General features: G+C 61.7%; 19 protein-coding genes. 8 read left to right on the forward strand and 11 right to left on the reverse strand.

Going from position 1 to position 24,159, the window contains the following annotated elements; translation table 11 throughout:
• Positions 1–116: 116 nt before the first annotated feature.
• Complete coding sequence (locus tag ASN89_RS13185; RefSeq protein ID WP_046685850.1) at positions 117–1,769, reverse strand: CTP synthase; 1,653 nt, start codon at positions 1,767–1,769, stop codon at positions 117–119.
• 246 nt (positions 1,770–2,015) lie between these two features.
• Here ASN89_RS13185 and ASN89_RS13190 point away from each other — a divergent pair, with 246 nt between their 5' ends.
• Complete coding sequence (locus tag ASN89_RS13190; RefSeq protein ID WP_034750714.1) at positions 2,016–2,423, forward strand: PRC-barrel domain-containing protein; 408 nt, start codon at positions 2,016–2,018, stop codon at positions 2,421–2,423.
• A 30-nt stretch (positions 2,424–2,453) separates the two neighbouring features.
• On the opposite strand, the gene ASN89_RS13195 is transcribed toward ASN89_RS13190, so the two are convergent.
• The 5 genes from ASN89_RS13195 to ASN89_RS13215 all read right to left on the reverse strand — a co-directional run bounded on the left by ASN89_RS13195 (position 2,454) and on the right by ASN89_RS13215 (position 7,753).
• The gene (locus ASN89_RS13195) at positions 2,454–4,712 is read right to left on the reverse strand and encodes a TonB-dependent receptor domain-containing protein (RefSeq protein ID WP_058049568.1); all 2,259 of its coding nucleotides are present in this window, start codon (positions 4,710–4,712) and stop codon (positions 2,454–2,456) included.
• 30 nt (positions 4,713–4,742) lie between these two features.
• Positions 4,743–5,522 (reverse strand): energy transducer TonB, encoded by a 780-nt coding sequence (locus ASN89_RS13200; protein WP_058049569.1) that lies wholly within the window; start codon positions 5,520–5,522, stop codon positions 4,743–4,745.
• Positions 5,519–5,944 carry a TonB system transport protein ExbD gene (gene exbD / locus ASN89_RS13205; RefSeq protein ID WP_058049570.1) on the reverse strand — a complete coding sequence of 142 codons (426 nt, stop codon included), beginning with the start codon at positions 5,942–5,944 and terminating at the stop codon, positions 5,519–5,521. Before exbD ends, ASN89_RS13200 begins: the two co-directional genes overlap by 4 nt.
• Positions 5,945–5,947: 3 nt before the next feature.
• On the reverse strand, positions 5,948–6,694 hold the full coding sequence (exbB, locus tag ASN89_RS13210; RefSeq protein WP_058049571.1) for a tonB-system energizer ExbB: 747 nt from the start codon (positions 6,692–6,694) through the stop codon (positions 5,948–5,950).
• A gap of 141 nt (positions 6,695–6,835) precedes the next feature.
• Positions 6,836–7,753: a ChaN family lipoprotein gene (locus ASN89_RS13215; protein WP_058049572.1), complete on the reverse strand. Its 918-nt coding sequence runs from the start codon at positions 7,751–7,753 to the stop codon at positions 6,836–6,838.
• Between the two features lie 183 nt (positions 7,754–7,936).
• On the opposite strand from ASN89_RS13215, the gene ASN89_RS13220 reads away from it, so the two are divergent.
• A complete protein-coding gene (locus ASN89_RS13220; protein ID WP_058049573.1) occupies positions 7,937–9,346 on the forward strand; it encodes an FAD-binding oxidoreductase in 1,410 nt (469 codons plus the stop codon).
• Here ASN89_RS13220 and ASN89_RS13225 read toward each other — a convergent pair whose 3' ends face one another.
• Positions 9,347–9,826, reverse strand: coding sequence for a GNAT family N-acetyltransferase (locus tag ASN89_RS13225; RefSeq protein WP_235501963.1), 480 nt, complete (start codon positions 9,824–9,826; stop codon positions 9,347–9,349).
• Positions 9,827–9,865: 39 nt separating this feature from the next.
• Positions 9,866–13,009, reverse strand: a complete 3,144-nt coding sequence (locus tag ASN89_RS13230; RefSeq protein WP_058049574.1) for an error-prone DNA polymerase — start codon at positions 13,007–13,009, stop codon at positions 9,866–9,868.
• Positions 13,010–13,106: 97 nt separating this feature from the next.
• On the opposite strand from ASN89_RS13230, the gene ASN89_RS13235 reads away from it, so the two are divergent.
• Together ASN89_RS13235 and ASN89_RS13240 are read left to right on the forward strand one after the other, a co-directional pair.
• A complete protein-coding gene (locus tag ASN89_RS13235; protein ID WP_058049575.1) occupies positions 13,107–13,892 on the forward strand; it encodes a PhzF family phenazine biosynthesis protein in 786 nt (261 codons plus the stop codon).
• A 165-nt stretch (positions 13,893–14,057) separates the two neighbouring features.
• Complete coding sequence (locus ASN89_RS13240) at positions 14,058–16,460, forward strand: TonB-dependent receptor (RefSeq protein WP_082654555.1); 2,403 nt, start codon at positions 14,058–14,060, stop codon at positions 16,458–16,460.
• A gap of 73 nt (positions 16,461–16,533) precedes the next feature.
• Here ASN89_RS13240 and ASN89_RS13245 read toward each other — a convergent pair whose 3' ends face one another.
• Entirely contained in the window at positions 16,534–16,923 is a 390-nt protein-coding gene (locus ASN89_RS13245; RefSeq protein ID WP_200969032.1) for a GNAT family N-acetyltransferase, read from the reverse strand.
• 112 nt (positions 16,924–17,035) lie between these two features.
• A complete protein-coding gene (locus ASN89_RS13250) occupies positions 17,036–17,584 on the reverse strand; it encodes a histidine phosphatase family protein (RefSeq protein WP_058049576.1) in 549 nt (182 codons plus the stop codon).
• Positions 17,585–17,732: 148 nt separating this feature from the next.
• On the opposite strand from ASN89_RS13250, the gene ASN89_RS13255 reads away from it, so the two are divergent.
• From ASN89_RS13255 to ASN89_RS13270, 4 genes are all read left to right on the forward strand, one after another.
• Entirely contained in the window at positions 17,733–19,931 is a 2,199-nt protein-coding gene (locus tag ASN89_RS13255; RefSeq protein ID WP_058049577.1) for an OsmC domain/YcaO domain-containing protein, read from the forward strand.
• A gap of 23 nt (positions 19,932–19,954) precedes the next feature.
• Positions 19,955–20,563, forward strand: coding sequence for a 2-hydroxychromene-2-carboxylate isomerase (locus ASN89_RS13260; protein WP_058049578.1), 609 nt, complete (start codon positions 19,955–19,957; stop codon positions 20,561–20,563).
• Between the two features lie 191 nt (positions 20,564–20,754).
• Complete coding sequence (locus ASN89_RS13265) at positions 20,755–21,639, forward strand: hypothetical protein (protein WP_058049579.1); 885 nt, start codon at positions 20,755–20,757, stop codon at positions 21,637–21,639.
• A gap of 69 nt (positions 21,640–21,708) precedes the next feature.
• Positions 21,709–22,959 carry a hypothetical protein gene (locus ASN89_RS13270; RefSeq protein WP_058049580.1) on the forward strand — a complete coding sequence of 417 codons (1,251 nt, stop codon included), beginning with the start codon at positions 21,709–21,711 and terminating at the stop codon, positions 22,957–22,959.
• 32 nt (positions 22,960–22,991) lie between these two features.
• Here ASN89_RS13270 and coaD read toward each other — a convergent pair whose 3' ends face one another.
• Positions 22,992–24,140, reverse strand: coding sequence for a pantetheine-phosphate adenylyltransferase (gene coaD, locus ASN89_RS13275; protein ID WP_058049581.1), 1,149 nt, complete (start codon positions 24,138–24,140; stop codon positions 22,992–22,994).
• Positions 24,141–24,159: the final 19 nt, after the last annotated feature.

The raw sequence follows: 24,159 nt of genomic DNA on the forward strand, positions 1-24,159 counted from the left end.
CAGGGGCTGCACACTGCGTTCTGATGCGCAATTGCACAAAGGGGGCAAAGAAACTCCCGGCGGAGACTATCAGGCCGGGAGCTGTCTTACGGGTAATACTGTGCTATCGACCGGCGTTATTCAGCGACGGCGTTGGCTTCTTTGTGCGCCAGCGCTGCCTTGATGAACGAGGTAAACAACGGATGGCCGGTGCGTGGCGTCGACTTGAACTCAGGATGGTATTGCACGCCCATATACCATGGGTGGGCATTCTCACCCGTGCGTGGCAATTCCATGATTTCGCACAAATCTTCGCTTGGCGTACGGGCCGAAACGGTCAGGCCAGCCGCTTCGACACGGGCCAGGTAGTGATTATTGGCTTCGTAGCGATGACGGTGACGCTCGGTCACCACGCTGCCGTAGATCTCGGCGGCGAGGGTGCCCGGATTGACGGCGCAGGTCTGCGCGCCCAGGCGCATGGTACCGCCCAGGTCCGAGTTTTCATCGCGCAACTCGACTTTACCATCGTGGTTTTGCCACTCATTGATCAGTGCAACGACAGGTTGATCCGTATCAAGGTCGAACTCGGTCGAATTCGCGTTCGGCATGCCTGCCATGTTGCGCGCGTATTCGATCAGGGCCACTTGCATGCCCAGGCAGATGCCCAGGTAAGGGATCTTGTTTTCACGGGCGAACTGGGCCGCCTTGATCTTGCCTTCCACGCCGCGCTTGCCGAAGCCGCCCGGTACCAGGATGGCGTCGTACTTGCCCAGGTTGTCGCAGCCGGTCGTTTCGATTTCTTCCGAATCGATGTACTCGATGTTGACGCGGCTTTCCGTGTGGATGCCGGCGTGGCGCAGCGCTTCGATCAGCGACTTGTACGACTCGGTCAGCTCGACATACTTGCCGACCATGCCGACGGTCACTTCCGCCTTCGGGTGTTCCATCGTGTAGATCAGCTTGCTCCAGATCGACAGGTCGGCCGGTGCGGGATCGAGGTCCAGCGCATCGCAGATGATCTTGTCGAGGCCCTGGTCGTGCAGCATTTGCGGCACTTTGTAGATGGTGTCGACGTCCCACACGGAAATGACGGCGTCTTCCTCGATGTTCGAGAACAGCGAGATTTTCGCGCGTTCGTCTTCCGGGATGGCGCGGTCGGCGCGGCACAGCAAGGCGTTTGGCAAGATGCCGATTTCGCGCAGCTTTTGCACCGAGTGCTGGGTTGGCTTGGTCTTCAGTTCACCGGCCGAGGCGATATAAGGCACCAGGGTCAGGTGGACGAAAGCCGTGTTCTTGCGGCCGGCGCGCAGGCTCAGCTGACGTGCCGCTTCCAGGAATGGCAACGATTCGATATCGCCGACGGTGCCGCCGATTTCGCACAGGGCCACGTCGTAGCCTTCGGCGCCACGGCGGATGTAATCCTGGATTTCATTGGTGATATGCGGAATCACCTGCACGGTCTTGCCCAGATATTCGCCCCGGCGTTCCTTGCGGATCACCGATTCATAGATCTGGCCGGTGGTGAAGTTATTCACCTTTTTCATGCGGGTGGAAATGAAGCGCTCATAGTGACCGAGGTCGAGGTCGGTTTCGGCCCCGTCATCGGTGACGAATACTTCACCGTGTTGCATAGGGCTCATCGTGCCAGGATCGACGTTGATATACGGGTCGAGCTTGAGCATGGTGACTTTAAGGCCGCGCGATTCGAGGATCGCGGCGAGGGAGGCGGCGGCAATCCCTTTTCCAAGGGAAGACACAACGCCACCAGTGACGAAGACAAATTTGGTCATTGCAGATGGTGCCGAACGGCACGTGCGGGAAATTGAAATTATACACTAAAGCCCGCCTGCGTCGCCCCCCGCGCGCGGAAATTTGCGCCAAATACCGACTATCCGTCGCCCTCCTGCTGTCTACGCACAACAAAATTGCAAGCTGGCAATAATTGAAATATTTCCAATTCCATACTTTGTGTGGGCGAGCGAACAGACCCTGCCGCACCCTGGCGGCAGACTGGCATTTTCAACAGGAGGTCCATCATGAGCTACGAAGAACGCGACGCCTACGGCATGTATGTCAACCGCGGCCACAAAGGTCCCGGCCCGGAACTGATGGGTGCCGACACCCTGATCGGCGACCATGTGCACAACGCCAAGGATGAACATCTGGGCGAAATCAAGGAAATCATGATCGACATGCGCAGCGGCAAAATCGCCTACGCCGTCATGTCGCACGGCGGTGTCTTCACCATCGGCGAAAAGCTGTTCGCCGTGCCGTGGGAAGCGCTACTGCTCGACACCGTCAACAAGCGCTTCACCCTCAACGTCGACAAGGAGCGCATCGAAAACGCGCCCGGCTTCGACACGGATAACTGGCCGAACATGGCGGACCAAGCCTGGGCCACGTCGATCCACAGCTATTATGGAACGACGCCGCGCGAGTACTAATTAAGCCATAGCGCAGGGCTGGGGTCTACCTTAAAACCGGTACTCCAGCCCTGTCACATACGTCCTCCCCCGCGCCGTACTCATCGGCGTATTGTCGTTCGACTGCGACGGCATCGAGTTCAAGCGGTTCAGCGCTTCCGAATAATTCTTGTCCATGGCGTTCTGCACGGACAGCCGCAGGAACAGGTTTTTCGTCACCTGCCAGCTCGCATACAAATCGATCACGGCCGGGATCTTCGGATTGTCTGCCTTGAGTACTTCGCCCGTCGCCTCATCGGCTTCATTGTCCGGCGACAGGCGGCGGTTCGCACCCGTGTGCTTGATGATGGCGCCGATTTCCATTTTATTGTCCAGCAGGCGCGTGCCCACGTCGAGGTTGTAGTAGGTGCTGGGCAGCTCGCTGATGTCGGACGCGCCAAACCACGCGCTGGCGATCGAGGTGGGCTGACTGGTCTTCTCACGCGTGTACGACAGGCGCGCAAAAGCCGGGCCCAACTGGTACTGCGCTTCCAGCTCCCAGCCGCGCGTGCGCACGGGCGTGGCCGAGTTGATGTAGATATACATATTCGTCACATATTCATCGACCGTCTCCCAGTCCGTGGCGATCACTTCCGACATATTGCACTTGCGCCCGTTATCGCAGACGAGGAAGGACTGGCTGGTGATATAGCCGTCGATCTTGCTCTTGAAATACAGGGCCTTGAAGTTCAGCGCATCGTTCGCGCTCAGCAAACCGTGCAGGCTGGAATTGAAACCCAGCTGATAGGTCGTCGCCTTTTCTCCCTTCAGGAAAGGGTTCATCGACGCCCCGCCATCGTTCGAGAAAAACACTTCCTGCGGATTCGGCCCGCGCATGGTGCGCTCGGCGCTGGCAAACGGCTGGAACCATGGCGTCACCTGTGCGGAAACGAGCAGCGAAGGATTGATGCCGTGTTCCTTCAGCGCGATATACGCCTCCCCTTGCGGGAAACATTTCACGCGCTCGTCGCAGGCCGGCTTGTAGCCTGTCAATTCGAAACGCGTGGCGTTCAGCCCGGCATTGATCTGATAGATATCGCGGTTGTATTGCAGGCCCGCATACAGGCTGTCGATCTTTTGCTTGCCGGCCGGGCCAAAGGTATTGTTTTCAATCGATTGCCGGTTCGCGTCCGGATTGTCGGGATCGTCGACGAGGCTTTCCACGTGCTTGCTGTATTGATTGCGCATCAGCTTGCCGCCCACGGTCACCAGCGCATCGCCGCCCGCCAGCTTGAAGCTGCTCGTGTTGTTGATGTCGAAGGCGTCGGCGCGGTTGGCCGTGCTCGTGTTGACGAAATTGATCAAGGCTTCCGGCATGTATTTCTGCTTGCCGCGGCTGCTGCTGGCCATCACGTTGAGGTCGATCAATTCCGAAAACGGCGTGTAGTGATATTTCACATAGTAATCATCACTCCGGATATCGCGGCGCGTGAACGTATTGCGATAATCGCGCGCCGACAGTTCCAGCGCATGGAAGTCGCTCAGTTTGACGTCCAGTTTGAGCAATTGCGACTTCGGCTTTTGTTGATAGAAACGGTTGTAGCCGAAGCCGAATTGCTCGCTGTCCGTGCCCTTGCCATTCTTGTAGTTGTTGCCGATCACACTCGCGCTCGTGGCGGCCATGAAGCCCACGCTGCCGCCATCGAAGGCGGAATTTTTCATGGCCACGGCCAGCATGGCGCTGCGTCCCACGCCGTTATTGCCAGCAGACATCTTCGTGCGCGCGCCCACCTTTTCGCCCGCAAACACCACGTCATCGACGCCGATGGTGCGGAAGTTGGCGCTGCCGCCCAGCGCATTGACGCCGTCGCCGCCAACGGCATTACCGCGCGACACGTCCACGCCGATGATGAAATTCGGGTCGATCAGGGCGCCGAACTGGCTGCTGGGCACGCTACCATGCGCCACTTCCGACGGTGCGCTGCCATAGTAATTCTGCGTCACGCCATCGACCATGGTGTTGACCCGGCCAAAGCCGGACAGGCCGCGGATGTTCACGCTGACGGCGCCCTGCGCCGGATCGATCTGGGTAAACGTGCCCGGCATGCCGCGCAGTATCTGGTCTACCGGCTGCAAGCGCGTATCGGCGCCGCGCGCGCTGACGGCGCCCGGTTTTTCCAGCGCCTGCTGTTCCACGGAAACCGTTTCACCCGAGACATTCAGCGGCGAAAATTCGACCTTGCCACTCTCTTGTGCCTGTTGCGCCCATCCCTGCTGCGCGAGCAAGGCCATGCAGATGCCCACGGCCTGCGTCATTGTCTTGATATGCATACACCCTCGATTTCTTATGTGATTGAAAATTCAGCTGGCGCCGTGACCGCTCCCGGCGTCGAGCTTGAACGACACGGGCAAGGTCACCGTCACCGTGCCCTGGCGCAGGACGTTGTCGGGCGGCGCCGGCAGCGGTTGCGCGCGCTCAAGCACTTGCAGCGCTTCGCGGTCGAGCAGCACCGTGCCCGATGAAGTGACCAGCTCGCTGGCCAGCAGCTTGCCGTCGCGGTCCACCTGGAAGCGCACCCAGGCGGCGCCGGCCCGCTTGCGCTGGCGCGCATCGCCCGGATAGCGCTTGAAGTGGGCCAGGTGGCCCAGCACCCGGCTTTGCCAGCTGGCGGGCGCCGCATTGGTCGACGGCGTATCGCTATCGAACGGCGCCGCCTGCAGACCGCGCACGGCCGCGGGCGCCGGCGTGGCGCTGATGCTGGCCTGCGCGGGTATGGATTCTTCCTTGACGGCATCCTTGCCAGGCTCGTCAGATGGACTGGCCGCCGCTTTTTCCTCTTTTTCCGCAACGACAATCTCCGGTGCGGCGGCACGCGCCAGCACGGGCGTCGCCTCTTCCCGGACTGCACTCTTTGGCGGCCGGGCGGCACTGGACGCTGCCGACTGGCGCGCCCCTGCCGTTGCCGCTTGCCGTGTTTCCGGCGACATCGCTTGCGCGGCAAATACCACCATCACGCTGGCGGGCGGCTGCGTGCGCACGACGGTGGCGGGCTGCCAGCCCGCCCACAGCAGCAGCGCCAGCGCGGCGGCCGCCACCAGCGACGTGGCAATGCCCCAGCTCAATATCGGACGCGGATTCACCCGCCCTCCCGGCCGACCAGGCCCACTTTCAGATAACCGGCCTGGCGCAGGGTATCCATCACGCCCAGCACGTCTTCATACGCGGCTTGCTTGTCGGCCTGGAAAAACAGGGTGCGCTGGCGGTCGCCGCCCGTCTGCGCGTCGAGCAGGCTGCCCAGCTGCTCGCGCGCCACGGGCGCTTCGCCCAGGTACAGGCTGCGGTCCGCTTTCAGGGAAACGAACAGGGGTTTCTCGGGACGCGGTTCAGGCTTGGCCGTGGCGGCCGGCAAGTCGATTTTCAGGTCGACGGTGGCCAGCGGCGAGACCACCATGAAGATGATCAGGAGCACCAGCATCACGTCGATGAAGGGCGTGACATTGATCTCGCAGAGCTCCGGCATGTCGGCAGTGTCGTCGTCCGACGAAGGAAACAGGGAAGCCATGGCTCAGGCCTGCTTGCGCGTGTCGAGGTCGCGACTGAGCATCAACAGCACTTGCGCGGAAGCGGCGCGCAGTTGCGCTTTGTACTGGTTGATGCCGCGGCTCAAGACGTTGTAGATGACAACGGCGGGAATCGCCGCCACCAGGCCCAGGGCGGTGGCCAGCAAAGCTTCCGCGATGCCGGGCGCGACGGTCGCCAGGTTCGTGCTCTGGCTGGCGGCGATGCCGATAAAGCTGTTCATGATGCCCCACACGGTGCCGAACAGGCCGACAAACGGCGCCACGGCGCCGATGCTGGCGAGCAGGCCGATGCCTTGCGTCATGGCGCGTACCTGCTGCGCAATGAACTGTTCCTGGCGAAAGCCGGCCCGCTCCTTCAGGGCCGCCGCCGGCGCGCTGGAGTGCGACAGAGTCAGTTCCTGCTGCACGTCGCCGAGCAGCTGTTGCGCCAGCACGGATGCCCCGCTCTTTGCTGCCGCGTCCGGCAAGGAGGTGGCCGTCTTCAGAACGGCGACGGCTTGCGCCGCCGCGCGCCGGGCCTGCAGCAAACTGGCGCCCTTCACCAGCAAGACCACCCAGGTGGCCAGCGCGGCGACCAGCAAGCCGATAAGCACGCTTTTGACGACCTGGTCAGCAGCGAAAAACATGCCCAACGGCGACATATCGTGCGGCAAGGCGGACGCTTGCGCCGTGGCATGCAACAGGGACAGCAATACGCCGCAGGTAGCGTTTTTCAGACAGGAGATACGCATGGGAGCTTCAACAGGTAACAGGCATGGCTGCGCCAACGGCGCGCACGCGCATGCAAAAAAATCGGACGGACTACCTGGCTGCTGCGAAGAAGCTTGCTGGGAGAGAATGCCGGGCTGAACGCCCGGCGGAGGTAAAACGGTTTACTTGGCGCTAGCGACGGCGGGCGCCACAACCGGCGTGAACCAGACGAAATCGGCCTGCGGCGCCAGCACCGTCGCGCCCTGCTGCACCAGAACCAGCACCAGCGGCGCGGGGCCGCCCGTCAAGTCCTGCACGTGCAGCGGCACGCCCAGGTCCTTGTGCGCATGGTAGGCGCCGGCGATCAGCACGGCAGGCGCGGGCGCGGCCAGCAGGCGCTCGGCCATGCGGCGGTCGCGCTGCTGCTGCACCGACAGCATGGCGGCCAGGCGCGGTTCGTCGATCTGGTTGTCATGCATGACGCGGATGATGTCTTTCAATTTGTCATGCACCTTGCCATCGTTGGCCAGGTTCGAATGCTTGCCCTGCACGGCCGGCTTGTCGATGAACATTTGCTTGATCTCGCTGCGGTCCAGGTTGGCGGACCAGACGGGATACGGCGCGCGCATCGCGGTCATCACCAGGTCGCCATATTGCGCCCACTTCCAGTTCGGCTGCCAGGCCAGCAGCTCGGCCACGTGTTCGGGGCGCACGACGGGGTCCGTCTGCAGCCACGGCTTGACCTTGTCCACCTTGGCTTGCTGGTCCGGGTTCAGCATTTCCAGCAGCACGCTGCCTTGCGGACGCTGGCCCTGCAACTGCTGCAGCAGCCATTGCTCGATCTGGTGATGGCTGAGCTGGTCATGCTGCTCGCCCACGATGACACGCGGTGCGGCGGCCAGCTGGGCCAGCAATTGCTCGGCAGTCACGCGCTGGCCGCTGCGCAGGTCGACGATCTGGCCCAGCTGGCGCACGTCTTGCGCCGCGGCAGGCGCAACGGCGGTGGCGCCGGCACCGGTGACGGGTGCGACGCTGCTGCAGGCGCTCAGGGCCAGTACGCAGGCGGGCAGGACGGCGGCGAAGGACAGGGGAAATCTCATGGGCATGGCCTTTCGGGTTGAAGCACGCATTGCAAAATAACTACTGGCGGGCATTTTAATAGAAATGATTCTCATTTACAACCAATGCACGGCACACCATGCGGATTTTTTTACAACTGGCAAAAATGGTGCTTCGGTGAAATCTCCAGGTGCGGGGTAGAATAAAAAAAACGGAGGACTTGCGTGAATCAAACTGACCAGTTGACGGTACTGAAAAAACCGCTGCCAGAATCCCTTGCTGCCGTACTTTCCCTGATCTTTGCCGACCGCTTTTCCATGACGCAAGCCATGCGCGAACACCATGGACGCGACGAGTCGAGCTATCCCCCCATGCTGCCGGACGCCGTCATCTTCGCCCATTCCACCGAGGAAGTGGCGGCCGCCGTCAAACTGTGCAGCGCGCACGACGTGCCCATCATCGCCTACGGCAGCGGCACTTCGCTCGAAGGCCATGTGCTGGCCCTGCATGGCGGCGTGACGATTGATCTGTCGCAAATGAAGCAGATGGTGGCCGTGCATGGTGAAGACTTGACGGCCACCGTGCAGGCGGGCGTGACGCGCAAGCAGCTCAATGAAGAAATCCGCGACACGGGCCTGTTCTTCCCCATCGACCCGGGCGCCAATGCGTCGCTGGGTGGCATGGCGGCCACGCGCGCCTCGGGCACGAACGCCGTGCGCTACGGCACCATGCGCGAAAACGTGCTGGCCCTGACAGTGGTGACGGCCGATGGCCGCATCATCAAGACGGGAACCAGGGCGAAAAAATCGTCGGCCGGCTACGACCTGACGCGCTTGTTCGTCGGCAGCGAAGGGACGTTGGGCATCATCACGGAAGTGACGGTCAAACTGTATCCGCTGCCGGAAGCGATCTCGGCGGCCGTCTGTTCATTTCCCGGCACGGGCGAAGCCGTCAGCGCCGTGATCCAGACCATCCAGATGGGTATTCCTGTGGCGCGGGTCGAGTTTCTCGATGAAAATGGCGTCAAAGCCATCAATGCCTATGACAAGATGGCCTTGCCGCAAAAACCGCTGCTGCTGTTTGAATTCCACGGCACGCCGGCCAGCGTAGCCGAGCAGGCGCAGCTGGTGCAAGCCATCACGGCCGAACATGGCGCCAGCGATTTCGAGTGGGCCAGTCGCCCCGAAGAGCGCTCGCGCCTGTGGGCCGCGCGCCACAATGCGTATTTCGCCCTGCTGCAGATGCGCCCCGGCAGCCGCGCCATTTCCACCGATTGCTGCGTGCCGATTTCGCGCCTGGCCGAATGCATTCTCGCCACCAAGGCCGATTGCGAGGCGCAGGGCCTCGTCTACGCCATCATCGGCCACGTGGGCGACGGCAATTTCCACGTGCAGATGCTGGTCGACCCCGACGACCCGGCCGACATCGCGCGCGCGGAAAAGGTCAACAGCGACATGGTCACGCGCGCCATCGGCATGGACGGCACGTGCACGGGCGAACATGGCGTGGGCATGCACAAGATGGCTTTCCTCGTGGAAGAACATGGTGTAGGCGCCATCGACACCATGCGCGCCATCAAGCACGCACTCGATCCGAAGAACATCATGAATCCGGGCAAGATCGTGCGCTGGTAATCAGGCCGTCAATTCCATGCGCATCGGCACGAAGGCAATCCCGCCTGTCTCTACCTTCGGCCCCGTTGCGACAAAGCCCAGGCTTTGGTACAGGGGCAAGGCATAGGCCGAGGAGTTGACGGTAAAGGCCGTCACGCCGCCCTGGGCCAGCGATGCATCGCGGGCGGCCTGCCATAAACGGCGCGCCATGCCGCGCCGGTGCAGGGCGCGCGGCACGAACATGTGGAACAGGTGCGTGTTGTCGCGCATGGCCACGACGCCGGCCAGTTCGCCGCCGATATGCGCGAGCTGGTAATGATAGTTCGGCAGCGACAGGTAATTTTCGATGGCCGGCTGGCGGCAGTTTTCGATGAACTTTTCCGCCCCCGCACCATCGGGATGCAGGGTCAAAAAGGGCATCAAGTCGTCGATCAGGGCAACGATGGCGGGCGCGTCGGCGACGAGGGCGGGACGCAGTGTCGGTTCGGGTAATGTTGTCATATTCAAATAATGCCATGCCCTCCTCCCCGCCTGCAACTCTCAACAGAAATCCCGGCTGCTGGTGCGCAAGCGTCCCAACAAATGCGACATGTCGACCAGGCGCTTGGCCACCAAGTTGCGCACGATGCCCTCGCGCTGCCATATGCCGTACACGCCCAGCAACGGCGCGCTCAGCACTTCGCGCCGCTGGCTTTCCACCAAGTCTGGCCAGACGATGACGTTGACCGTGCCCGTCTCGTCTTCCAGTGTCATGAAGATCACGCCCTTGGCCGTGCCCGGGCGCTGGCGCACGGTGACGATGCCGCAGGCGCGCGCCAGCTGACCATCCGTGTAGCTGGCCAGCGCGGACGCCGGCATGAAACGCTGTTCCAGCAGTTGCTTGCGCAGCAGCGCCAGCGGGTGGCGGCCCAGGGTCAGGCCTTGCGCGCGGTAGTCGCTGACGATGCTCTCGCCTTCCGTCGGGGCGGCCAGCACGGGCAAGTCTTCCTCTTGCGTGGTGGCGCGCAGCAAATCCTTGTCAGGCACGGCCCCGGCTGCCTGCCACAGCGCCGCGCGTCGGTGGCCCGCCAGCGCGTGCAGCGCATTGCCGGCGGCCAGCACCTGCAAATCATGACGATCCAGGCCGCCACGCCGCGCCAGGTCGGCCACGTCGATAAAATCGGCGATGGCGCGCGCATCCTCAATGCGCTGAGCCGCCTCGGCGCGCATGCCGAACAGGCTGTTCAAGCCCAGGCGCACGGCGGGCGCGGCCCCTTCCGCAGTCTCTTCCAACGTCGCTTCCCAGCCGCTGACGGCCACATCGACGGGCAACACTTGCACGCCATGCCGGCGACCATCCTGCAGCAGTTGCGAGGGGCTGTAAAAGCCCATGGGCTGACTGTTGAGCAAGGCGCACAGAAAGGCGGCTGGCTCGTGGCATTTCAGCCAGGAACTGGCGTACGTCAGCAGCGCGAAACTGGCCGCGTGCGACTCCGGAAAGCCGTATTCGCCAAAGCCCTCGATCTGGCTGAAGATGGCCTCGGCAAACTTTTTCTCATAGCCATTGTCCACCATGGCATTGACGATGCGGTCATGGTAATTGTTCATGCCACCCTTGCGTTTCCAGGCCGCCATGGCGCGCCGCAACTGGTCAGCTTCGCCGGGCGTGAAATCGGCGGCGATGATGGCCACCTGCATCACCTGTTCCTGGAAAATGGGAATGCCGAGAGTACGCCCCAGCGCCTTTTCCAGCCCCTTCGGATACTCGACCGGTTCTTTCTGCTGGCGGCGCTGCAGATACGGATGCACCATGCCGCCCTGGATGGGGCCGGGTCGCACGAGCGCCACCTCGATGACGAGGTCGTAGAATTCACGGGGACGCAGCCGGGGCAGCATGCTCATCTGCGCGCGCGACTCGATCTGGAACACGCCGATGGTGTCGGCCTCGCACATCATGTCGTAGGTGGCAGGGTCTTCGCGGGGAATATCCTGCAGGCGGAACTCCTCGCCGCGCCGCGCACCGACCAGTTCCAGGGCGCGACGCAGAGCCGACAGCATGCCCAGCGCCAGCACGTCGACCTTCATCAAGCCCAGCTCCTCGAGGTCGTTCTTGTCCCACTCGATGACGGTGCGCTCAGCCATGGTGGCGTTTTCAATCGGCACCAGGCGCGACAACTTTCCATGCGCAATGACGAAGCCACCCGGATGCTGCGACAGATGGCGGGGAAAGCCCAGCAGCTGCTGCGCCAGGCCGGCCCACTGCTGCGACAATGCCGCCTCCGGGTCGAGCCCGCATTCGGCCAGGCGCTCCAGCAGATCGCGCTTGCCGTCGAACCAGCGGTGCGCCTTGGCCACTTTTTCCACGATGGCCAGGTCGATTCCCAGCGCCCGGCCGCTGTCGCGCAAGGCACTTTTCGGCCGGTAGCTGATCACCACGGCGGCCAGCGCGGCCCGCTCGCGCCCATATTTGCCGTAGATATATTGAATCACCTCTTCGCGCCGCTGGTGCTCGAAGTCGACGTCGATGTCGGGCGGCTCGTTGCGCTCGCGCGACATGAAACGCCCGACCAGCGAATTGCCGCGTGCCGGGTCCACTTCCGTGATGTGCAGGCAATAGCAGACGGCCGAATTGGCGGCCGAGCCCCTGCCCTGGCACAGGATGTTTTGCGAGCGGGCAAAGCGCACGATATCGTACACGGTCAAAAAGTAGGCTTCATACGACAGCTCGGCGATCAGCTCCAGCTCCTGCTCGATCTGCTCCTGCACGTTGGCTGGAATACCCAGCGGAAAGCGAAGGCGCGCGCCCGCATACGTTTCCTCGCGCAGATACGTCGCCGGCGTGTGGCCGCCCGGCACCAGTTCGTCGGGATAGTCATAGCACAGGCTGTCGAGCGAGAATTTGCACAGGTCCGCGATGCGCAAGGTTTCCGCCAGCGCCTGCGGCGGATACACATTGGCCAGGCGCAGGCGCGCGCGCAAATGCTGCTCCGCATTTTGCGCCAGCGCATAACCGCACTCGCTCACGGGCTTGCCCACGCGGATCGCGCACAAGGTGTCGAGCAGGGGCTTGCGCGAACGCACGTGCATGCACACGTGGCCGATGGCCACCACGGGTAAACCCTGCGCCTGCGCGGCCGCCTGCACGGCGCCGCGGTGCGCGTCATCCTGCGCCCGCTGCAGCAGGTTCAGGCCGATCCAGCTGCGCTCGCCGCCAAAGGTGGCCGCCATCCACTCTCCCTGCCCGCGCACGGTTTCCGGCTGGGCCGGGTAGCTGGGCAGCAAGATCATCAGGCAACCGGGCAGCCCCCGCAAATGCGCAAACTCCGCCGAAGGCGCGGCAAAATCGTCAGGCGTCAGCAAATAGCGCCCCTTGGCCGCCCGCGTACGCGCCATGGTAATCAGTTCAGACAAATTGCCGTAACCGTCGATGTCCCGCACCAGCGCCAGCAAGGACAGGGCCGGACTGCCGTCGGCCTGCGTCAAATGAAAATGCGCGCCGATGATCAGCGGAAAACCGGCCCGCTTGGCCGCCGCATGCGCGCGCACGACGCCCGCCAGCGAGCACTCGTCCGTAATGGCCAGCCCCTTGTATCCGAGCTGGACGGCGCGCGCCACCAGCTCTTCCGCATGCGAGGCCCCATGCAGGAAGCTGAAATTGCTCAGGCAGTACAACTCAGCATACTCGGGTAAGACGGCGCCCCACATGATCTACCTCAATACTGTATATAAACACAGTATATTATACGCATCTGGAATACGGCTTCTCGGTTATGCTGGTGTTTTACCTTACGTCTCGTCCACCATGATCGTCCACTTATTGAAATGTTTCGGCGCAGCACCCGGTGGCGGCAATGCGGCGCTGGTCGTGGAAAACGACGACAGCAGCGAAACGGCGCACCAACAATTTGCCCGTGAACGCCAGGTCAGCGCCTGCGTCTTCCTCGACCGACAAGCGGACGGCGGCATCGTGCTCGACTATTTTTATCCGCACACGCGCAGTCCCCTGTGCCTGCACGCTACCCTGGCAGCCGCACATGTGCTGCTGACGGCGCCTGGCGCCCCGGCAGCCTTGACAGTCACCACGGCCATGCGCGGGCAAGCCTTGCAGCTGGTGCGCCGTGCAGAAAATTTATTTATTGGTTTGGCGCAGCAGCCGGCGCCGGCCCTCATGGTGGAAAATTATGTGCCATCGGAACTGATGGGCCAGCACATGCATTTGCTGTCGCCGCCCGTGGTCGCCTCGGTCGGCAGTCCGAAGTTGCTGCTGGAAGTGGCCGACCTTACCACCCTGCGCGCGCTGCGGCCGAACCTGGAACTGATCGCCGACTGGAGCGCCTTGCATCAGGTCAACGGCTGCTATGCATATTGCCGCACGGGCGAGAACACATATGAGGGACGCAACTTCAACCACCTCGATCCGGCGCTGGAAGACAGCGCCACGGGCGTGGCGGCGGGCGCGCTGTCTGCCCATTTGCAGCAGTCGCTGCGCCTGCATCAGGGCCACGTGACGCAGCAGCCATGTTTGATCGAGGTGCAATACAGCGCGCAGGCAATCTGGGTGGGCGGCATGGTGCAACGCAGCACCTGAACGGGGCATGCCGCACCAGTACAAGGCAAGCCGGGCAGCGGCGAAAAGATAATCAACCAGGAAACAACAGTTACAGCAAATTTGTAATAACAAAACAAAGTATCGCTGGTGAATGCTGAAATGATGGCACTAGAATCAAGTCACAATACCACTTGGAGATACTGCGTGCCGACCCTCACCACCTTGCATAAAGCAGTCCTCATCAGCCTGTACGGCAGCGCCGCCATGGCCGCCTTCAGTCCCGCCGCCATGGCGCAGAGCAACGACCCTGCGGCCACAGAAGGTCCCGTGCAAACGGTCAGCGTGGTCGGCTCGCGCCGGGTCGCCAGTTCCTCTACCGATACCATGGTGCCGGTCGATATCATTCCGATTTCCAAGGTGGCCGAGCAAGGCGGCCAGTTCGACCTGGCGCAATCGCTGCAATACATCTCGCCCTCGTTCAATTCCACACGCCAGACAGGCGCCGACGGGGCCGACCTGATCGACTCGGCCGCCCTGCGCGGCCTCGGTTCCGACCAGACCCTCGTGCTGGTCAACGGCAAGCGGCGCCACACGACGGCCCTGGTCAACCTTTTCGGCGCCCGCAACCGCGGCAACACGGGCACGGACATGAATGCGATTCCTTTGCTGGCCATCAAGAACGTGCAGGTGCTGCGCGACGGCGCCGCCGCCCAGTACGGCTCGGATGCCATTGCCGGCGTGATCGACATCGAACTGAAGAAAAGCCTGGGCTGCGAAGCGGTGGCCGGCTACAGCCAGTATTCCGAAGGCGACGGCAAGAATTACATGACCTCCGCCTACTGCGGCATCGCGCTGGGCGACAAGGGCACGCTTGCCATCACGGGCGAATACCTGGACCGGGGCCGCTCGAACCGCGCCGATTCCGACAGCATGCGCATCATCGGCGACACCAAATCCAAGAACAAAACCCTGTACATCAATGGCGACTACGCCACCAGCGGCACGGGCAAGCTGTACTTCACGGCCGGCGCACAGACGCGCGACGCCTCGAGCGCCGCGTTTGGCCGGGGCGGCATCGGCAGCGACGATATTCCATCGCGCAATTCGGCCGCCATGTACCCGGACGGTTTCGTGCCCTTCATTAACGGCAAGATCGACGACCAGTACGCCACCATCGGCCACCGCAGCCAGATCGGCGAATGGCATGCGGACTTTTCGCAGACCTATGGCTACAACAAGATGCGCTACGACATCAGCAATACGCTGAACGCATCGATCGCCAACCTCGACCTGATGAACGGCGGCAAGGGCGTCAGCGCCAGCAACTACGACGCGGGCGGCTTCTCGTTCCAGCAACTGACCAGCAACGCCGATTTCAGCCGTTACTACGACACGGTGATGCGCGGCATGAACGTGGCCTTCGGCGCCGAGTACCGCAGTGAGGAATACAAGATCATGGCTGGCGAACCGGGCTCCTACAACGACGCGGACGGCGTGGGCGTGGGCGGCAATGCGGGCAGCCAGGGCTTCCCCGGCTTCCAGCCCGGCGACGCCACGAAGGCCAAGCGCCACAGCATCGCCGCGTATGGCGACGTGGAACTGGAATGGACGGAACGCCTGAAAACCCAGGCCGCCCTGCGCTATGAAAAATTCAGCGATTTCGGCTCCACCGTCACAGGCAAACTGGCCGGCAGCTACAAGCTGGCGCCGAACGTGCTGCTGCGCGGTTCGGCCAGCACGGGTTTCCGCGCGCCATCGTTGCAGCAAGTGTATTTCTCGTCCACCTTCACCGACTTCATCGGCGGCGTGCCCACCGACGTGGTGCTGGCGCCGAACGGCGGCACCGTCGCCAACGCGGCCGGGATCCCGAAGTTGAAAGAGGAAAAATCCACCAGTTTTACACTGGGCACCACCTGGACGCCGACGCAAGCCATCTCCGTCACGGCCGACCTGTACAACATCAAGATCAAGGACCGCATCGTGCTGTCGGGCCGCTTCAATGCCGACAACTATCCGGACCTGGCCGCGCGCCTGGCCCTGCTGGGCGTGGGCGAGGCGCAATTCTTCGTCAACTCCATCGACACGCGCACGCGCGGGCTGGACCTGACCGCCTCGCACAAGGGCGAGCTGGCCGGCAACCGCCTGAACACCTTCCTGGCCTTGAACTTGAGCAAAACGGAAGTGACGAAAGTCAAGACGCCCGCCTCGCTGACGGGCTTCGAGGATGTCTTGCTGTCCGAGCGTGAACGCCTGTTCATCGAACAGGGCGGCCCGCGTGCGAAAGCCACGCTGGGCTTCGACTACATCACGGGCAAGCTGGAATCGGACTTGCGCATCATCTATTTTGGCCCGCAAACCCTGGGTACCTTCAGCGGCACGGCTGAAGGCGTACCGAACGCCCGTTACAAGGCCAAGACGTCCGCCGACCTGAGCTTCACCTACAGTATCAACAAAAATACCAAGCTGACCTTTGGCGGCAACAACATCTTCAACGTCAAGCCCACCACGCAAAACGCGGACGAGACGGATAACGGCTTCAAATACGACAGCGTGCAATTCGGCCTGAACGGCGCCTCGTATTTCGGACGGCTGTGGGTGAAGTTCTGATCACCTTGCCTGCGTAAGAAAACAGCGGCTGTGCCAGCATGGGCAGCCGCTGTTTTTATGTCGGCATCACCACTCAATGCTCATCGCCCGCATAGATCCACATGGGCTCTGTTTTCCCTGCGCGCACGAAACCCACGGATTCGTAGAACGCGATGGCCTTGCCGTCCGCCGTCAGCATTTGCTGGTGAAACCCCGCATATTTTTCCAGCATGGCCGCCATCATCTTTCTGCCGACGCCCTGGCCTTGCGCCATCGGATCGACGAGCATGTGGGGAAAGTAGACAACCAGATAGCCATCGGAAATGGCATTGCCGATGCCAATCAATTTGCCATCGGCGCGGGCCGTCACCAGGCTGTGGGAATTGCGCAGCGCGGCCATCAGTTCTTTGGGTTTTTCCGCGGACGACCAGTGGTTGGCCTTGTAGAGGGCTATCACTTCTTGCTCGGTGATCACATCATTCATGGAAATTTGCATCGGCACGGCCTTTTTATGGATGACGCTGACCTTCGCAACGGGAAAGCTTGAGCGTTTCGATAACATTACCATCTATTGTATCGATCCACACCCACCAGTTTCACAACTCATACACGCCCATGCTCCAGTAGCGGCTGCCTTGCCTGTTGCGGGCAAGCCAACCCAATGCCTGCAGTTCCTTGCCGATCAGGCGATTCATGATGCCATGTCCGACCAGCAGCACAGGCCCCTTGGCGGCAAGCGCAACAAGCCGCTCGGCGGCGGCCCTGGCACGCTGCCGGGTGAGCGTCAGCGAGTCCGACCCGCGCGCATAACCGCAAAGCCAGAGCATCCGAAAAATCGCCGCCCACGCTTGAGGTGGCAACCAGGGCGCTTTCCAGAGCGCAAAGGGAAGCTCCGCTTCCGTGAAAATCGCCTCTTGCGTGAATGGCAAATCACCCAGCGCCCTGGCCGTCGAACATGCCCTGGGCGCCGTGCTGGCCACGATGGTCGACGCGGCAAGTGCTGCCACGGGGCACTCCGCAGGGATGCCCCCCTCCTTGATCAGCGATTGATTGTAGAGATCAATCCACTGTCCCATTTGCATGGGCGCTATCCAGCGCCCCTTGGCGAGTTGCGGCTCGCCGTGACGCATCAATGTTATTCGCATGTTCAGTTACGTCGCCTCGCTCATTTATCAGTCTGCCTCATTGCTCCGACGGCTCCCGGCCAGCACAGCCGCAGTGAACAATCTTTGCCCTGCGGCGGAAAGCACGGATAATAGCGCCTAACTTACTTATGCATATATTGGATTCCCCATGGAAATTAAGGTCAACTTTCTCGACAAGCTGCGTCTCGAAGCCAAGTTCGACGATTTTACGGTCATCGCTGACCAGCCCATCCGCTACAAGGGCGATGGTTCGGCGCCTGGCCCGTTCGATTATTTTTTGGCATCATCGGCACTGTGCGCGGCCTACTTCGTGAAGTTGTATTGCGATACGCGCAATATTTCCACCGAAAACATCCGCCTGTCGCAAAACAATATCGTTGATCCGGAAAACCGTTATCAGCAAATCTTCAAGATCCAGGTCGAGCTGCCGGCAGATATCTCGGCCAAGGACCGCCAAGGCATCCTGCGTTCGATCGACCGTTGCACAGTCAAAAAAGTGGTGCAAACAGGCCCCGAGTTCGTGATTGAAGAGGTCGAGAACCTGGACGCCGACGCCCAGGCCTTGCTGGCCTTGAATCCGGCCCCTGGCGCGAATACCTATATCGTGGGCAAGGATTTGCCGCTGGAACAGACCATCGCCAATATGTCGGGCCTGCTGGCGGGTCTGGGCATCAAGATTGAAATCGCCTCGTGGCGCAACATCATTCCGAATGTATGGTCGCTGCATATCCGCGACGCGCATTCGCCCATGTGTTTCACCAACGGCAAGGGTGCTACCAAGGAAAGCGCGCTGGCGTCGGCCCTGGGCGAATATATCGAGCGCCTCAGCAACAACCATTTCTACGCCGGTTCATTCTGGGGCGAGGACATCGCCAACGCGCCATTCGTCCACTACCCGAACGAGCGCTGGTTCAAGCCGGGCCGCAAGGATGCGTTGCCGAAAGAGATACTCGATGAGTATTGCCTGGACATCTACAACCCCGATGGCGAGCTGCGCGGCTCGCACCTGATCGATACCAACTCCGGCAATGCCGAGCGCGGCATCTGCTCGCTGCCGTATGTGCGCCACTCCGATGGCGAGGTCGTATATTTCCCGTCGAACCTGATCGAAAACCTGTATGTCAGCAATGGCATGAGCGCCGGCAATACCCTGGTCGAGGCGCAGGTGCAATGTCTGTCGGAAATTTTTGAGCGGGCCGTCAAGCGCGAAATCCTCGAAGGCGAAATCGCCCTGCCCGACGTGCCGCAGGAAGTGCTGGCGAAATACCCGGGCATTCTGGCCGGCATCCAAGGACTGGAAGAACAGGGTTTCCCCGTGCTGGTCAAGGATGCGTCGCTGGGCGGCGTGTACCCGGTGATGTGCGTCACCCTGATGAACCCGCGCACGGGCGGCGTATTCGCCTCGTTCGGCGCGCACCCGAGCCTGGAAGTGGCGCTCGAGCGCAGCCTGACGGAATTGCTGCAGGGCCGCAGCTTTGAAGGCCTCAACGACTTGCCGCAGCCGACCTTTGCCAGTGAAGCCGTTACCGAGCCGAACAACTTCGTCGAACACTTCATCGATTCCAGCGGCATCGTCTCGTGGCGCTTCTTCAGCGCCAAGGCCGATTACGATTTCGTCGAGTGGGATTTTTCCGGCCACGGCGAAAACTCGAATGCCGAAGAAGCGGCCACCCTGTTCGGCATCCTGGCCAGCATGGGCAAGGAAGTGTACACGGCCGAGTATGACCAGCTGGGCGCCACGGCCTGCAGGATCCTCGTGCCCGGTTATTCGGAAGTGTATCCGGTCGAAGATCTGATTTGGGACAACACCAACAAGGCGCTGCTGTTCCGCGCCGACATTCTGAACCTGCATAGCCTGGACGATGCCAGCCTGGAAGACTTGCTCGACCGCCTGGAAAATAGCGAGCTCGACGAGTATGGCGACATCGCCACCCTGATCGGCATCGAATTTGACGAAAACACGGTGTGGGGCCAGTTGACGACCCTGGAATTGAAGCTGCTGATTCATCTCGCCTTGCAGCAGCTCGAAGAGGCGAAAGAGCTGGTGGAAACCTTCCTGCAGTACAACGACAACACGCTCGAGCGCAAACTGTTTTACCAGGCCATGAACGTGGTGCTGGAAGTGGAACTCGATGGCGAACTGGAGCTGGACGATTACGTCGTCAATTTCCGCCGCATGTTTGGCAACGAACGGATGGATGCGGTGCTGGGCTCGGTGGACGGCAGCGTGCGCTTCTTCGGTCTGACCCCGACCAGCATGCAGCTGGAAGGCCTCGACAGGCACCAGCGCCTGATCGACAGCTTCAAGAAACTGCACGCGGCGCGCGCCAAGGCGGCGGCCCGCTAGCACCACCACCTGGAAGCGATGCCATGGCCACACTGGAATTCTGGTTTGATTTCGGCAGCAACTACAGCTACCTGAGCGCCATGCGCATCGAAGCGCTGGCGCGTGAAAAGAAGGTGCACGTGATCTGGAAACCCTTCCTGCTGGGCGTCGTCTTCAAGGCGCTGGGCTGGGAGACGTCGCCCTTCATCTTGCAAAAACTCAAGGGAGACTACACGTGGCGCGACATGGCGCGCCAGTGCGAAAAGTACGCGTTGCCATGGCAGAAGCCAAGTTCCTTCCCCCGCACGGCCCTGTTGCCCATGCGTGTGGCCTTGATCGGTGCGGACCAAGGCTGGATTGCGCCCTTTGCGCGCCGCATGATGGCGATGAATTTTGCTGCGGACCGCGATATCGACAACGTCGAGGCCGTCAGCGAAGCCTTGGAGGAGCTGGGCCTCGATGCGCGCGCCGTCCTGGCGCTGGCTTTGACACAAGACAACAAGTTGCGGCTGCGCCGCCAGACCGAGCAGGCACAAGCGCTGAACCTGTTCGGCGCCCCCAGCTTCATCAGCAACGGGGAATTATTCTGGGGCAACGACCGGCTCGACGATGCGCTGGCGCATGCGGCGGGCGTACGGTCACTGTCAATGTGAAACCTGACCTCTGCTTTCAGGAACGACGTGCGCAAGATGCAGCCTCAGCAATAAACCAGCGCACGCGTTTCTACACCTTCCCCGCATAAAAATAACGTAGTGGCAAAAAAAATAGTTAACTTGTAGTCGCTTGGGATTGCACGTACATTTCCCTTCGACAATTGCATTTATGCCATGCGAGGAGGAGCGAAATGAAAGCATTTCCTGCGCTGCCATTATTGGCGCTGCTATTGGGCGGATGCGGCTTTGCTCCACCCAACGCCTATCCGATCTTTCGCATGCCCAGCAGCGCAGAAGGCAATGCGCTGACCGAGAGCGTGGAGAAAGACACCTTGTTTGGCGCTCCCGCCACGCTGGCAGACAGCAAGATGTTATTGCTCAAGCAAAGATTATGGTATTTGAAGCTGGCCGAGGATAGCCAGCGCGCCATCTACAACCAGAGCGACTGGGCTTTGACGGGCGGAGCCGTGGGAACCGCGGGCGGCCTGCTCAAATCGCTGCCGACAGCGGCACTCGGCGCCGTCATCGGCGGTGGCGCCGGCCTGGTTGCTTCCCGCTATTCACTGGACCAGCAATCGACGCTGTATGCCAAAGCGGCCGACAAGGTGGCCTGCCTGAGCGTCGTCCTGTCGAGCTACGAACAACGCAAGCGCCCTGTCGAAAAGGTGATCTCCTGGCCCGACAGCATCGAACAGCAAACCACTTCTGCGCTCAATGTCGCCTGGCTTTCGGTACTGGCAGAACTGCGGGCATCGCTGCAAGTGCTCAAGCCGCAAGAAGTCAACATCAAGCAAGTTATCGATCTGCGCGACCGCTATGTCAGCAACAGCAATTTACTCGACATTACGGGAAATAATCTCTCGGCCGCCCTGCTCCAGCAGAAACTGTCGCATCAGATACCGGCCGGGGGAGTAAAACAGCAGAGCGTGGAAGCCCAGCGTGCCATGGAGGCGGCGGCCAGCGAGAGGAGTGAAGCCGTTCGCATCGCTCAATTGGCCCAAATTGCGGCCTTGGGCGAACTTGCCTTGGCTGAAATCGACTCCTGCGTCCTGATCGGTAAACCCAAGGCGGAATAAATCCCTAGCGGCGAACTTTCCCCCGATTGCGATGAGAAACCATATCGCAATGAGAAACGGAGCATACCCATGGACAAGCAACTGATCGAGCAGATCATCGCAGCGGCCAATAGCGATGCACGGCTGCACGCAGCCCAGCAGCGCGCGGCCGTGGCGCTGGGACTGGAAAACGCGCAGCCGCCGTTGCATAACGGCTGCGCAGCAACATTGAGCGCACTGCTGATCTCCGTCGGCGTGGAGATTCCCCTCACCTTGGGCGCAGGGCATCTGGTGCAACGCCTGGGCGGCAGCGGCATCCAATCGCGCCGCTGGCAACGCATCGGCGTAGGAGAGCAGCAGGCAGGCGATGTCGGCGTCACGTATGACCTGAAGAGTCCGCCTGGCGCCGACCACATCTACCTCGTGGCGGAACGCCTCGACGCCGATGTCATGCGCGTCGCCGACAACCAGCAGGCGCACACCCATACACGCCATGCCTCAGGCAAAGGCAAAACGCCCACCGAGTATTTCCTGCGTCCCAGCGGTCCGGACCTCGCCACTACCCCGCTGACGGCATCGGCCCTGCCGCTGCCAGCGCATTTGCCGGCCCAATTACCGGCCGGGCTGCAAGAAACCATACTGGAAATTGCGGCCCATTCCGAACTGGCACGTTACGACTGGCCCGGCCGCGGCGTCGCGCCGGCAGGCTATATCAAGGGCATGGCCCTGGCATTTGCCAAGGCGTACCACAACTGGCGAGAGAACGATGCCACTGCCTTGGCAATGGCGGCGGCCGCACATGGCAACGACGACAACGATGCGCTGGACTGGTATGCCGGACAATTCGCGGCCTTGGGCATGCAGAATGACAAGGATGGCGCCGATACCCTGCGGCATCTGTATGTCCTCCTGACGGGCCTGGGTATGCGCGAAAGTTCAGGCCGCTATTGCGAAGGCCGCGACAAGGATGCCGACAATACGGCGGCGGACACGGCGGAGGCGGGACTGTTCCAATCCAGCTATAACCTGATCGGGCATTCTGCCATGATGCAGCAGCTATTCGCTTCGTATGCCGCTTCCACGGAACTGCTATCGGTCTTCCAGGAAGGCGTGCATTGCAAGCCCGGCGACCTGGAAAATCATGGTTCGGAAAAGAATGGCCTGGCATTCCAGCAACTATCCAAATCCTGCCCCGCCTTCGCCGTCGAACTGGCGGCCCTGGGGCTGCGGCTCAGGCGCCGCCTATGGGGGCCCATCAACGGCAAGACAGCGGAACTGCGCTTCGAGTGCGACTGGATGCTGCTGCAGGTACAGCATGCGGTGAAGCAAGCCATGCAATAGAGGCAGGCAGCGGTAAACACGCGCGCATCGGATCAGGCATCGGCCAGCGCCGCGATCTCTTTCCGCATGTTGGCTATCGCCCGCTCGTTGTACTGGTCGGCGAAATACGCATCGCCAAACAGCTGGCCCGCCTGCGCCTTGGCGCTCAGGTGCTGCAGGGCCAGGCCCCGCTGCTCGTTGAAGCGCACGGGGTCCACGTGCGCGTATTCTCTTCCGATGGCTTGCGTGTAAGCTTGATACACCTCTTCATCCTGCCCCAGGATGGCCAGGTCAGCGCTGAGCATGGCGTCCTTCAGCGCGTGGCTGATGCCGGGCCCCTGGAAATGGTCGGTGGCGCGTATCAATTGCGCCACATCCTGGTTGTCGCCCGCATCGAGGCCGCTGGCCAGCCACAGCTGGGCACTGGCCTCTTCGCTCGAGTACAGGGCATCATCGTCGTGGCTGTAGACGGCGTCGTGGAACCAGAACGCCTTCTTGACCAGCGCGCTGTCGCGCTTGGGCGCAAAGGTATTGTCTGCCCACACGCGGATCTCGGACAGGCCGTGCACCAGATGGTCGAGGTTGTGATAGTGGCGGTCCGCGCCGCCATACGCCTGCGGTCCCGTCAGGTGCGCGAACCAGTGGTCCGCCAGCGCGATGTCCGCTGGCGATGCGCTGGCGTAATTCCACAGCGCTTCCCACTCCTTGCGCAGGCAGTCGAGTATCCACGCCTGGTAGGCCGGGCCGGGGACGAATTTCTTCATGGTCCAGTTCCAGCCGACGGGCCCTTCCAGCGCCTTGACGAAGCTGGAACTGACGGAGCCGAGGTCGCGCGGCGGCATCACGAAAATCGTCTTGGCGCCCTGCAGCACATCGACGTTCGTTTGCTGAATCAGGTTTTCATAGTCGAAATCGGCCGTCGTGCGGATGCCGCGGATCAGGTAGTCGCAGCCGTGCTTTTTCGCCGCGCGCGCCGTGTAGTCGCCCTTGACGATGACCACCTGCACATTGTCCCAGCCGCACTCGCGCGCGCTCTGTTCGATGATGCGCTTGCGGTCTTCGGCGGGAAATTGAGGGCGCTTGGCGGGGTTTTGCGACAGGAACACGATCACCTCGTCGGCGAGCGAACGCGCTTCGCCGATCACCCACATGTGGCCGTTGGTGATGGGGTCGAGGGTGCCTGAAAAGCCGATCTTCTGCATGCTGCGCTCCGTTTGCTTG

The organism is Janthinobacterium sp. Ant5-2-1 (genome assembly GCF_001445815.1).
Lineage (GTDB): Bacteria > Pseudomonadota > Gammaproteobacteria > Burkholderiales > Burkholderiaceae_D > Janthinobacterium > Janthinobacterium lividum_E.